Origin of the sequence: Clostridium cellulovorans 743B (genome assembly GCF_000145275.1) — a bacterium.
GTDB classification, from domain to species: Bacteria; Bacillota; Clostridia; order Clostridiales; family Clostridiaceae; genus Clostridium_K; species Clostridium_K cellulovorans.
This window is the reverse complement of the sequence record NC_014393.1, coordinates 2207175-2220472: the sequence shown is the minus strand read 5'-3', so window position 1 is coordinate 2220472 and position 13298 is coordinate 2207175. Positions and strand designations below refer to the sequence as shown.

General features: G+C 31.4%; 14 protein-coding genes and 1 other annotated feature. Of the genes, 1 reads left to right on the top strand and 13 read right to left on the bottom strand.

Translation table 11 applies throughout. From position 1 onward, the window contains the following. Window positions 1–19 precede the first annotated feature (19 nt). The 13 genes from typA to CLOCEL_RS23095 all read right to left on the bottom strand — a co-directional run bounded on the left by typA (window position 20) and on the right by CLOCEL_RS23095 (window position 12677). On the bottom strand, window positions 20–1840 hold the full coding sequence (typA, locus tag CLOCEL_RS09210) for a translational GTPase TypA (RefSeq protein WP_010077206.1): 1821 nt from the start codon (window positions 1838–1840) through the stop codon (window positions 20–22). Between the two features lie 171 nt (window positions 1841–2011). After that, entirely contained in the window at window positions 2012–3691 is a 1680-nt protein-coding gene (locus tag CLOCEL_RS09205) for a ribonuclease J (protein WP_010077207.1), read from the bottom strand. Between the two features lie 15 nt (window positions 3692–3706). Next, entirely contained in the window at window positions 3707–4168 is a 462-nt protein-coding gene (locus CLOCEL_RS09200; protein WP_010077208.1) for a Fur family transcriptional regulator, read from the bottom strand. Between the two features lie 6 nt (window positions 4169–4174). Further along, window positions 4175–4441, bottom strand: a complete 267-nt coding sequence (locus tag CLOCEL_RS09195; protein WP_010077209.1) for a DUF1292 domain-containing protein — start codon at window positions 4439–4441, stop codon at window positions 4175–4177. Between the two features lie 15 nt (window positions 4442–4456). Then, window positions 4457–4864, bottom strand: a complete 408-nt coding sequence (gene ruvX / locus CLOCEL_RS09190) for a Holliday junction resolvase RuvX (protein WP_010077210.1) — start codon at window positions 4862–4864, stop codon at window positions 4457–4459. A 54-nt stretch (window positions 4865–4918) separates the two neighbouring features. Beyond that, the gene (locus CLOCEL_RS09185; RefSeq protein WP_010077211.1) at window positions 4919–5179 is read right to left on the bottom strand and encodes an IreB family regulatory phosphoprotein; all 261 of its coding nucleotides are present in this window, start codon (window positions 5177–5179) and stop codon (window positions 4919–4921) included. Between the two features lie 70 nt (window positions 5180–5249). Next, a complete protein-coding gene (alaS, locus tag CLOCEL_RS09180; RefSeq protein WP_010077212.1) occupies window positions 5250–7889 on the bottom strand; it encodes an alanine--tRNA ligase in 2640 nt (879 codons plus the stop codon). Window positions 7890–8141: 252 nt separating this feature from the next. Next, window positions 8142–8308 (bottom strand) — a binding site (T-box leader). 182 nt (window positions 8309–8490) lie between these two features. Next, window positions 8491–9519 carry an AI-2E family transporter gene (locus CLOCEL_RS09175; protein ID WP_010077213.1) on the bottom strand — a complete coding sequence of 343 codons (1029 nt, stop codon included), beginning with the start codon at window positions 9517–9519 and terminating at the stop codon, window positions 8491–8493. Next, a complete protein-coding gene (locus CLOCEL_RS09170) occupies window positions 9500–10009 on the bottom strand; it encodes a PRC-barrel domain-containing protein (RefSeq protein WP_010077214.1) in 510 nt (169 codons plus the stop codon). The genes CLOCEL_RS09175 and CLOCEL_RS09170 overlap by 20 nt, the downstream gene beginning before the upstream one ends. Window positions 10010–10105: 96 nt before the next feature. Continuing rightward, the gene (gene nifU / locus CLOCEL_RS09165; RefSeq protein WP_010077215.1) at window positions 10106–10537 is read right to left on the bottom strand and encodes a Fe-S cluster assembly scaffold protein NifU; all 432 of its coding nucleotides are present in this window, start codon (window positions 10535–10537) and stop codon (window positions 10106–10108) included. Between the two features lie 4 nt (window positions 10538–10541). Next, window positions 10542–11732: a cysteine desulfurase NifS gene (gene nifS / locus CLOCEL_RS09160; protein WP_010077216.1), complete on the bottom strand. Its 1191-nt coding sequence runs from the start codon at window positions 11730–11732 to the stop codon at window positions 10542–10544. Between the two features lie 5 nt (window positions 11733–11737). Continuing rightward, window positions 11738–12160 carry an RrF2 family transcriptional regulator gene (locus CLOCEL_RS09155; RefSeq protein WP_010077217.1) on the bottom strand — a complete coding sequence of 141 codons (423 nt, stop codon included), beginning with the start codon at window positions 12158–12160 and terminating at the stop codon, window positions 11738–11740. Window positions 12161–12518: 358 nt separating this feature from the next. Further along, window positions 12519–12677 (bottom strand): hypothetical protein, encoded by a 159-nt coding sequence (locus CLOCEL_RS23095; protein ID WP_010077218.1) that lies wholly within the window; start codon window positions 12675–12677, stop codon window positions 12519–12521. 178 nt (window positions 12678–12855) lie between these two features. Here CLOCEL_RS23095 and CLOCEL_RS09150 point away from each other — a divergent pair, with 178 nt between their 5' ends. Beyond that, the gene (locus tag CLOCEL_RS09150; RefSeq protein WP_010077219.1) at window positions 12856–13251 is read left to right on the top strand and encodes an HNH endonuclease; all 396 of its coding nucleotides are present in this window, start codon (window positions 12856–12858) and stop codon (window positions 13249–13251) included. Window positions 13252–13298 lie beyond the last annotated feature (47 nt).

Below are 13298 nucleotides of genomic sequence, written 5' to 3'. Positions count from 1 at the left end.
CTCACGCCTTTTTAGATTATTAGCTTCTATTTGCTCTTTTTCTTTCTTCAGCATTTAATAATCTTTTTCTTAGTCTAATATTTTTAGGTGTAATTTCAACTAATTCATCGGATTGAACGAATTCAATACATTGTTCTAAAGTCATTTCAGTAATAGGTACTAGTTTTAAAGCATCATCAGCTCCTGATGATCTTGTGTTTGATAAGTGTTTTTTCTTACAAACATTTACATCTATATCTTGAGCTCTTGAACATTCACCAACTATCATACCACCATATACATCGACTCCAGCTCCTATGAATAATCTTCCTCTTTCTTGTGCGTTGAATAATCCATAAGTTATTGCTGTTCCGTTTTCAAAAGCAACAAGAGACCCTCTGCTTCTTTCTGGTATATCTCCTCTATAAGGTTCAAAGTCCTTAAGTACTGAGTTCATTATTCCGTTACCCTTTGTATCAGTTATAAATTCACTTCTATATCCAAGTAAACCCCTTGATGGTATATCAAATTCTATTCTTGTATAACCATTGATTGCTGAAGTCATATTGACCATTTCGCCTTTTCTAGGTCCTAGTTTTTCTATAACAGCACCCATAAATTCTTCTGGAACATCAATTGTAAGACGTTCAATTGGCTCAAGTTTTACTCCATCTTCTTCTTTTACTATAACGCTTGGTTTTGAAACTTGGAATTCATAGCCTTCTCTTCTCATAGTTTCAATAAGTATTGATAAGTGTAATTCTCCTCTACCACTTACTTTAAAAACTTCCGCTTGATCTGTTTCCTCAACTCTCAAAGATACATTTGTTTCTGTTTCTTTAAGTAATCTATCTCTTAAGTGTCTTGATGTAACAAAATCTCCTTCTTTACCAGCAAAAGGTGAGTTATTAACCATAAAGTTCATAGTTATAGTTGGTTCATCAATTTCTACAAATGGAAGTGCTTCTGGATTTGCTGAATCAGCTATAGTTTCTCCTATATTTGTATCGCTTAATCCAGCAATTGCAACTATATCACCAAGTGATGCTTGGTCAGTTTCTACTCTTTTTAATCCATCATAAACAAAAAGTGCAGAGATTTTGTTATTTGAAATTGAACCGTCTCTTCTTATTAGAGCAACATTTTGATTTTTCTTAATTGAACCTCTTTCAATTTTTCCAACTGAAATTCTTCCAACATATTCATTTGAATCAATAGTTGTTACCAACATTTGAAGTGGAGCATCTAATTCTCCCTTTGGTGGTTCAACATGTTCTAAAATAGCATTGAATAATGGCTCCATAGTTTCACTTTCGTCGTCCATAGAACCCTTAGCTATTCCAGCTCTTGCAGAAGCGTATATAACTGGGAACTCTAATTGATCATCATCAGCACCAAGTTCTATAAATAAATCAATTACTTCATCAACAACTTCTTCTGCCCTTTGGTCAGGTTTATCTATTTTATTTATAACAACAATTGGTTTTAAATGTAATTCTAAAGCTTTCTTTAGAACGAATTTAGTTTGTGGCATTGGTCCTTCGTATGAGTCTACTAGAAGCAATACGCTGTCTACCATTTTTAAAACACGTTCAACTTCTCCTCCAAAGTCAGCATGACCAGGAGTGTCTACTATATTTATTTTAACTCCATTATGCATTACTGCTGTATTCTTAGATAAAATAGTTATTCCTCTTTCTTTTTCAAGATCATTTGAGTCCATAACCCTCTCTTGAATTTTTTCATTTTCTCTGTAAACGTGGCTTTGCTTAAATAATGCATCTACTAACGTAGTTTTACCATGGTCAACGTGTGCAATTATTGCTATGTTTCTTATATCTTCTCTTGTATATAGGCTCATCAATCTTCCTCCAATTTATAGCACATTTCTACATATATATACTTAAAAAAATTGGATACTTGAAAGTATCCAATTATATTTTCCTATATCATTTTAATGCTAATGAATGTAAATGTCAATTAAAGCGGTGATGTTTTTTAAATCACATAACATTTTCTTCAATTTAAGTAGCTATATTTCCATAATAATTGGTAAAATCATCGGTTTTCTCTTAGTTTTTTCATATAAGTAAACTCTTAAAGCTTCTTTTATGTTTCCTTTTATAGTTGACCATTCTGTTATATTGTCTTCTTCACATTTTTGAAGAACTTCCTTGACAATAGCCCTTGCTCGATCCATTAAATCTTCTGATTCTCTTACGTATACAAAACCTCTAGATATTATATCTGGTCCTGCTATAACACTACCACTACTTTTTTCTATAGTCACTACTACTGTTAGTATACCGTCTTGTGAAAGATGTTTTCTATCTCTTAAAACAATATTTCCTACATCTCCAACTCCAAGACCATCTACAAACACTTGACCACATACCACTGTCCCATTACGTTTTATTCCATCTCTAGAAACTTCTATTATATCACCAAGTTCTGGGATCAATGTTCTATTTGGATCCAAACCAAGTTCCACAGCAAGTTCACAATGTTTCTTAAGATGTCTATATTCTCCATGAGCAGGTACAAAATGTTTAGGCTTAACCAATGTATGCATCAATTTCAACTCTTCTTGGCAAGCATGCCCTGAAACGTGAACCTCAGCAATACCAGAGTAAATAACATCAGCACCTTTTCTAAATAATTGGTTTATTACTCTTGAAACAAGTCTTTCATTTCCGGGTATCGGTGATGCAGATAAAATAACAGTATCTCCAGACTTTATATTAAGCTTTCTATGTTCATTATATGCCATTCTAGATAAGGCAGACATTGGTTCACCTTGACTACCAGTAGTTACAATAACTACCTTATCATCATTGTATCTATTTATGGCATCTACACTTACCAAAGTGTCTTCTTCTGCAGTCAAATACCCAAGTTCTAAAGCTACACCTGTAACATTTTCAAGACTTCTACCTGAAACAGCTACTTTCTTTCCATACCTTTCTGCCGAATTAATAATTTGTTGAATCCTATGAACATTTGAAGCAAAAGTAGCAACTATTATTCTTCCCTTTGCCTTTGAAAAAATATTCATAAAGGTTTCACCAACAACACTTTCAGATTTAGTATATCCCGGTCTCTCAACATTTGTACTATCTGCTAGCATACACAGAACACCTTTTCTTCCTAATTCTGCAAACCTCGCTAAATCCGGAAATACCTTTCTTGTAGGTGTAAAATCAATCTTAAAGTCTCCGGTATGAAGTATTACTCCAAGTGGCGTATGAATCGCAATAGAGCAAGCATCTGCTATGCTATGACTTACTCCAATAAATTCTACAGATATCTTATCTAACTTAACTATGTCCTTTGAGGCAACTTTAATAAGTTCTACAGTACTTAATAAATTATGTTCTTTCAATTTTGTTTCTACTATACCTAAGGTGAGTTTTGTCCCATATACTGGTATATTAATTTGTTTCAAAATATATGGAAGTGCACCTATATGATCCTCATGTCCATGTGTTAAAAATATTCCTTTTATTCTATCCTTATTCTTAAGCAAATAAGTTATATCTGGTATAACTAAGTCAATACCAAACATCTCATCTTCTGGGAACTTTAACCCACAATCTACTATAATAAGTTCATCCTTATACTCTATCAAGGTCATATTTTTGCCGATTTCACTAATTCCACCTAAAGGTATTATTTTAATTTTACTTTTTTCACTTGATTTTTCTTTACGCATGTTTCCCCTCCTTTGTTAAGAATTCCTTTTGCATTCTTCACATAAACCATAAAACTTTAAACTATGATTTTCTATTTTAAAATTATATTTTTTTTCTATTTCATTCTCCAGAATCTCTAGGTGATCTTCTTCTACTTCAGTAACTTTTTTGCACCTATTGCATATTAAATGATGATGCTGATGATTCTCAGCTTCATTTACAAGTTCATACCTTGCTATACCATGATGGTCAAGTTCTAATCTTAACACTAATCCCATTTCTTCCAACAACTGAATAGTTCTATAAACTGTTGCAAGTCCTATATCTGGATACTGTTTTTTAACAAGTTCGTATAATTCCTCAACAGTTAAGTGATTGCCAACGTTATCAATTATAACTTCAAGTACCACTTTTCTTTGATGAGTTAACTTATACCCTTTTTCTTTTAAGTATTGGAGGATATTCTCCATTTCCTGCCTTCTTTTTAACATACTCATATCACTTTACTCTTCATCAATATTAGCTAGATCAAAAGCTTCAGAAACCATTTCAAATTCTTCATCATCTTCTATTGGTAAAAATAAAAAGTCACCTTCTTCAGTTTCTTCTATTCTTAAAGCAATAGGGTCTACATCCTCATCTTCATCTACTGGAATTACCACAACATATTCTTTATTAGTATCTTCTATAACTAATCTAGTTATAATTTCAAATTCAGTTTCTATACCATTTTCGTCACTTAAAACTATAGTTCCTGTCTTTTCTTCCATCTACTCCACCTCTTCTTATATACTATCTAAATAACCTTGTAAAATGTATGTAGCTGCTACCTTATCTACGATTTTATTTCTTTTTGCTCTAGATAAGTCTGCTTCCAACATTGCCTTATGAGCTGCTACTGTTGTTAAACGTTCATCCCACATTTTAATGTTTATATCTGTGTTCTTCTTAAGCTTTTCGACAAAAGCCATGACCTTCTCACTCTGAGGTCCAAGAGTTCCGTTCATATTTTTCGGTAAACCTACTACTATCGTATCCACCGTATATTCATTGCAGTAATTAACAACAGTTTCAATATCTGTTTTGATATTTTTCCTATTTATGGTTGTAATACCTTGCGCTGTAAATCCTAAGGGATCACTTACTGCTACGCCTATAGTTTTGTTGCCCACATCAAGTCCTAGAACCCTCATTGTTCTCTCCTTTATTATTCCATTATTAAAAATAAAAATGCCTTGACGGCACTTTTATTTTAAATCAAGATAAGCTTTTAGAACCTCTTCAAGTATTTCGTATCTTTCTAACTTTCTAACTAATGAACGTGCTCCATTATAGTTAGTAATATATGTCGGGTCACCTGATATAAGATATCCTACTAATTGATCGATTGGATTGTAGCCCTTTTCTTCTAAAGATTTATAAACCTCATCTAATACCGCTTTTGTTAAATCCTTTTGATTTTTTACTGCATCAAATTCAATAGTGAATTCATTATTGGTGTTTGCCATATAGCTCACCCCTTTACTTTTTTGCCGAGTTTCTTAATATAATTATAAATCAATATTAGAAAAATGTATACTATTTCACTAATGTATCTACTATATTTAGAACCTCACCTATTGCTTTTTCTACTTTTGCTGGGTCCTTACCTCCAGCTTGTGCCATATCTGGTCTTCCACCGCCACCGCCGCCGACGATAGCAGAAATTTCTTTAATTATCTTGCCACAATGTATACCTTTATTTACTGCTTCTTTCGTTGCCATTGCTACTAAAGAAACCTTCTCATCCATAACACTTCCAAGTACAACTAATCCGTCGCCCACTTTATCCCTTACTTTATCAGCAAGCTCTCTTAAACCATTAGCATCTATACCTTTAAGTGCATAAGCTGCAACTTTTATTCCTTTTACTTCTTTTACAGAAGCTAAAATATTTTCTTCTTCACCACTAGCAAGTTTACTCTTTAGTTTTTCAATTTCTTTTTCTTTATCTTTAACATCTGAAAGAAGAAGTTGTATCCTTTGAACTATTTCATTAGGCATAGTCTTTAGAAGTGCTGAGGCTTCTTTTAACAACTGAGCCTTCTCTTCCATGTATTGAATAGCATTTGCTCCAACAACTGCCTCAATTCTTCTTGTACCTGCCGCAATTCCTGTTTCAGACGTTATTTTAACTAAACCAATTTTCCCTATATTGTCGATGTGTATTCCACCGCAAAGTTCAGAGCTAAAATCACCTACATTAACAACTCTAACTACATCAGAGTATTTGTCATCAAATATTCCTACAGCTCCCTTTTCTTTAGCCACAGCAAGGCTCATCTCTTCTGTATTTACCTCAGTAAGCTTCTCAATTTCATCATTTACAAGCTTTTCAACTTTAAAAATTTCTTCTTCAGTCATTGCAGTAAAATGTGAAAAATCAAATCTTAATCTTTCTGCTGTTACTAAAGAACCAGCTTGGTGGACATGACTACCTAAAACTAAGCTTAATGCCTTATTAATCATATGTGTAGCTGTGTGATTTTTTCTGATTTCATCCCTTCTCTTCTCATCTACCTGTAATATTATTTCTTCATCTAATGTCAATTTTCCTTCTTTTATTTCAACATAATGTGCAATTTTGCCAGATATATTCTTTTTTGTATCTATAACAATTGCTTTGAAATTTTCATTATATATTTCTCCAGTATCGCCAATCTGTCCACCCATTTCTGCATAAAAAGGTGTCACTTCAGCAAGGATTATCCCCTTTTGGCCCTCTTCAATAGTATTGACAAATTCGTCATTTTCAATAATCATTACAACCTTAGAAGTTAATTTAGTCTTACCATAACCATCAAATTCGGTTTTTATATCTTGAGAAATTGTGTCCAATACCTTTATATCTGTTCCCATATAGTTGCTTGTTTCTCTGGCACTTCTTGCTCTTTCTCTTTGATCATTCATTTCTTTTGTAAAGCCATCTTTATCGATTTTGTAGTTCATCTCTTCTAAAATTTCTTGTGTTAATTCAATTGGAAACCCATAAGTATCATAGAGTTTAAATGCTTTTTCACCAGCTAAAGTATCAGAATTCTCTTGTTTCATCTCTTCAACATAGCTCATTAATATTTCCATGCCAGAATCTATAGTTTCTCTAAATCTATCTTCCTCAAGACGTATAACCTTTTTAATATAATCAGCTTTCTCGTCTAGTTCAGGGTAAGCTTCTTTGCTATCTCTTATTACAACATCACAAATATTACATAAGAAAGCTTCTTTTATACCTAACTGTTTTCCGTGACGAGCTGCTCTTCTTAAAAGCCTTCTAAGTACATAACCTCTTCCTTCATTTGAAGGCATAACCCCATCACTAATTAAGAAAGTTACACTTCTTACATGGTCTGTGATTATTCTTATAGAAATATCATTTTTAGCATTATCACCGTATTTAATACCAGCTACCTTTGTAACCTCAGTTAAAATATTATTCATTGTATCTACTTCAAAAATAGATTCTTTTCCTTGCATGATAGCAGCTAATCTTTCAAGTCCTGCTCCAGTATCTATATTAGTACTCTTTAGTTTTTCATAATTTCCTTCACCATCACCATCAAATTGAGTAAATACTAAATTCCAAAACTCAATTATCTTATCTTCATCAGCAGCAGCTTCAAATTCTTCTGCAGTAGTAACCACTGCATTTCCTCTGTTAAAATGTATTTCTGTACATGGACCACAAGGACCTGCACCATGCTCCCAGAAGTTATCTTTTTTACCTAATCTAAAAATATGAGACTTATCAACATCGGTTTTAGTCGTCCAAATTTCATAAGCTTCATCATCCTCAAGATAAATAGTCACGAATAATTTGTCTTTTGGCATTTTTAATACTTCAGTAACAAACTCCCACGCCCAAGGAATTACTTCATTTTTAAAATAATCTCCAAAAGAAAAATTACCAAGCATTTCAAAAAAAGTAGCATGTCTAGATGTTATTCCTACATTCTCTATATCACCAGTTCTAACACATTTTTGGCATGTTGTTATTCTATTTCGTTCTGGTTTGCTAAGTCCTGTAAAATATGGTTTAAGAGGTGCCATCCCTGCATTTATCAAAAGTAAACTTTTGTCATTCTTAGGAACCAAGGAGTAACTTGGCAATCTTAAATGCTCTTTGCTTTCAAAAAATTTCAAATACGCTTCCCTTAATTCATTTAATCCCATAAATTCCATTGTTCATTTCCTCCTTAAGTACATTGAATATTCGTATATTTCCCATTGAAGCTCCTTCATAATCTTCTAAAATATAAGTTTCAAAGAGGAAGCTACATCTTAAATTATGTGCTATCACTACAAAGTTAATATAAACAATGAATAATTAAATTCATTAAATTATATTCACTTAAAACATATATAACATTAATTTAGAGCCTTAAAGCAATAAATAATAAAGTCTTTTTAAAAACAAAAAAAGCCTCCGATCCCTAAAGGGACGAAAAGCATTTCCGTGGTACCACCCTAATTACACAAAGTGTCTCTTATTAATATGTACGACTCTAAGGTAGCTTCAATCCTCTTATCGAAAAGTTTTCACCAACCACTTTTTCTCTAAACGATTTGATAGATTTACTCATCCTTTTCTATGTCACCCTATATAAATTTATTGCACTAAATAAAAATTTATTTATAATATCCGACACAATTAGAACACTTAAAAATATTCTAGTCTTCAATAATTAAGATATCCAAAATCTCGCTAAACGAATACATATTAAAAAATTTTGAATAACTTGATGACTAAATTATATTTGAATGTACTAATTATGTCAATATTTTAGAACAAATAATAATTTATGTCTTCATACAAAATCTTCAAAATCACACCTGCAGGAACTGCTAAAACCATTCCAATAAATCCTCCAACCTTCCCTCCAATAATAATTAAAAGAAGTACTACCATGGGATGTAAATCCACAAATTCTCCAGTAATTTTAGGCGAGATCAAATCTCCCTCTATTTGTTGAATTAAATATAAAAATATAGCTACATAAATAACTTTATTATGAGATTGAAGCGCTGCCACAAGAATTGCTGGTATAGCCCCAATTATTGGCCCAAAGTAAGGAATTATATTAAAAAAGCCATTAATTAATGCTAATAAGAAAGGATATTTAATATGAAAAATAGCTAAAACGATAAATGTAAGAATTGCTATTATTGAGCATAAAATGAACTGACAAATTATGTACTTGCTTAATATCCTATCAATATCAGAAAATATCTCTTTATATACCTTTCTATAATTAGGTGATATCATCATTGTTAATCTCTTAAATATCAATTCAGAATCCGCTAAAATATAATATACTACTATAGGAACTATCGAATATTCCAATGAACTATGCCCTAATTTAATCAGTAAGTTAACTATTTTTTCTCCTTGAGTTTTTATGTAATTCTCGGAATTTGAAGATATATTTATAATTACAGATTGAACCAACTTATTTCCTCTCATCGATTCCATCTTTGAATTTATTTGTTGTATATATTTTTCCATCACAGCCAAGGTTCCTACAATATTATTACTTTCTCTTACAATTAGCGGTAATAGAAACATTATTACAAAAATGATTGCTGAAAAAAAAGTTAAAACTAAAACTCCAGCGCATAAACGCTTATATTTGCCATTTCGGGAAATACTCAAATGAATTGGTTTCAAAAAATATGAAAGAATAAAAGCCATAAAGAATACAAATATAACATCTCTCGTAAACTTAAAGTAGAAGAGTAATATAATTGTAAATATAGTTATCATCGGCTTAAAACTATTCTTAAGCTTATCATTAACCTTTATGTTTATCATTTTGATTTTCTCCCTTTAATAAATGAGCTTTAGAAATAAATTTAGTTGATCCCATACTTTCAGTTAACAGTATGTATTCATTTCCAATTATCACCTTGTGAGGAGATAATATTTTTTTCCCATATAATAAACTATTAATGAACCCTGATGATACTATTAATCCCTTAATCTCCATTGTTTCCTCTTCTATAATTAAATCCTCTAAGACCCCTAAAATAGAACCTTCTACATCGATTATATCTAAGTACTTTATTTCACTAAATGACAAATACTCACCACATATCGAATTCCTAGCTATTATTTCTTGTCCGAAAGCTATAACATCACTAATTAAGATATATTTCTTTTTTTTAGAAACGGATAATCTTGACAACTTAAAACCAACAACAATTTTTTTCTCGAAATCAACTAATATATCAGCTACATCACCAAGTTTTTTTCCATCTAAATCTTTTACTTTTTTAGCTAAAACACTTTTTAATCTGTACATAGTATCACCTTTTACTATTTTGTGCTTTTTCCACACAAAAAATGCAAAGAGATATAAAAAATTATACTCTTTGCATACTTACCTAACTTTTAAATTTTAGTGACCATGCACTTCTTCATGAATATGATCTGAATGATGTTCTGTAGCAATTGGTTCTAATCCATTTTTTACTCTATAATCATTGATCGCCTTGTGTATTGCTTCTTCCGCTAAAACTGAACAATGCATTTTAACTGGTGGAAGACCATCAAGTGCTTCTGCTACAGCTTTGTTTGATAGTTGCCATGCTTCATCTAAAGTTTTACCTTTAATAAGTTCTGTTGCCATACTAGAAGAAGCTATTGCAGATCCACATCCAAAGGTTTTAAATTTAACATCGACTATTATGTCATTTTCAACCTTAAGATAAATTTTCATTATATCGCCACACTTTGGATTTCCAACTTCGCCTATTCCATCAGCACTTTCTATTTCTCCAACATTTCTAGGGTTTGTAAAATGTTCCATTACCTTTTCGCTATATTCCATAATCCTATAATACTCCCTTCTTCATATAGTCTTCCCAATAAGGAGACATATCTCTTAATCTTTTTACTATTTCACTTAGCTTTTCTATAACAAAATCGACATCTTCTTCTGTTGATTTTTTTCCTAATGTGAGTCTTATAGATCCATGAGCTACCCCATGTTCAAGTCCCATGGCAAGAAGTACGTGCGATGGATCTAATGAACCTGAAGCACATGCACTACCTGTTGATGCACAAATCTTTTGGGCATCTAACAATAAAAGCATTGCTTCTCCCTCAATCCCAATAAAACTTAAATTTATATTATTAGGAAGTCTATCCTCTCCAATTGGTCCATTTATCTTTGTATGAGGAATTTTTTCTAAAAGTCCCTTTAGAAGTTTATCTCTTAAGACGATTATTCTCTCATTTTCTGCTTCTAATTCCTGAACAGCAAGCTCAACAGCAGCACCAATACCAATTATTCCAGGTATATTTTCAGTACTAGCTCTTTTATTTCTCTCTTGAGCTCCTCCGTGAATCAGGTTATCTATTTTTACACCTTTCCTTATATAAAGTGCTCCTATCCCTTTAGGTCCGTAAAATTTATGTCCTGCTAAAGATAGCATATCTATATTCATAGCCTTTACATCCACAGGAACATGTCCTACTGCTTGAACCGCATCTGTATGGAAATAAATTTTATTTTCTCTACATATCTCACCAATTTTCTTAATTGGTTGTATAGCACCAACTTCATTATTAGCAAACATTATAGTTACTAAAATGGTTTCATCAGTTATAGCCTTTTTTAAATCCTCTACATTAACAATACCTTCACTATTTACAGGGAGATATGTAACTCTAAATCCTTGTTTTTCTAAGTACTTACAAGTATATAACACTGCATGATGCTCTATAGCTGAAGTTATTATATGATTTCCTTTATTCTTATTAGCATAAGCTATTCCTTTAATTGCCCAGTTATCCGCTTCTGAACCACCAGCAGTAAAATATATTTCGTTTGCATCTGCATTAATTGCCTTTGCAACTTTTTCTCTTGCTTCATCAATAGCCCTTTTGCTCTCTCTACCCAATGAATACCAAGAGGAAGGATTTCCAAAACCTTCAGTAAAATAAGGAAGCATTGCTTCTACAACTTCTGATCTCGTTGGTGTAGTAGCTGCATAATCCATATAAATTATATCTTTCTTCATATTCCTCACTCCTCTATCTTATTCTTATTATAATCATCAACCATGTCTTGTAATGTTACTGATTGAGTCACTTCATCAAAGCTGTTTTTAATCTTTATCCACAACCCTCTAGTACCACAAGAACCTATTTTGGAACAGCAATTTTCATCTATACAATCAGACACTTCTATAGGTCCCTCAAGAACATCGAAAATGTCTGCAACAGTTATCTCCGCCGGTAATTTATTTAACATATAACCGCCTTGTGCGCCTCTAATACTTTTTATAAGTTCAGCCTTTCTAAGTGTAGAAAATAACTGTTCTAAATAATTTTCAGATATACCTTGTCTATCTGAAATACTCTTTATAGAAATCGGTTCACTACCATAATGAACAGCTAAATCAAACATAGCTTTGACTCCATAGCGTCCTTTAGTAGACAACTTCATTTTATCACCTCTTAATGTTGAGTGTTTTACTATGAATTTGTTACAATAATATCAAATCCGAGTAAAGTTGTCAACTATATTTCTTAACATTATTATAATATTACATATACTTTTAAAAAGATTCATGTAATAATCCAAATAAAATATAATAATTTGATAATTTTTATTGATATACATCTTATTTTATCAAAATATAAAACTTAGCAATTCCAACTTTTAATATACATTTTCTTTTGCAATTGTATGAAATAAATATCTTTATAACTGTTTCTCTATTGCACATTTTACATGAAAATATATAACAAAAATGACTGCTTAAGTGATTTCTAATCATCATAAAGCAGCCTGAAATTCATTATTATTTTTTTTGATTCCTCATTTTTCTTTGTTCCTTTTGCACATCATCTTGAGTTAAACCAGTTCGTGAAATAATTTCAGTCATCCCAACATTTTGATTTAAAAGATCTCTAGCAAGTTCCATAGCTTTTTCATGCTTACCTTTTATATTAGTTCCCATATCCTTTCACTCCTTTCCACAAAAATAGTATATCCAATTTTATAACTCTTATAGCTTAGCTTTTGACTTTTACCTATAATATCTTATTGAAAACGAAAAAACCATACTCTATAATTATATTAAAAAAGAAATAAATTTAGAGGTTATTGAAATCTATCTTGAAATGGGAGGGAACTATTTGTATTACTGTGAAATTTGCAAAAAACCTGCAGATAAACACCATATAATTTTTAAAAGCGAAGGTGGACAAGACTTTCCTCTTAATTTTAAATATCTATGCCCCGAACACCATCGTGGGAGAATAGGTCCTCATAAAAATGAAAAAATCAATTTAATTTATAGAATAGAAATGCAAGAAAAGCTTTATGAATTACTCCCTTTAGAATTTTATACACTGGATAAGTTAAGTTTACTTCTAGATATAAATCCTAACCATATGAAACGTATATTAAACTCTTTGAAACGATATAAAGAGGGCTATAAGACTTCTGAAGTAATATTTAAGCTTATGGGGAATAATAGCTACACAGAAGAGTCATTAATAGAATTTTCTTTATGTGCAATAGAACTTTAAAACTAATATCTAATTTATATTATTAATTAAATTTTATTTGAAAATTT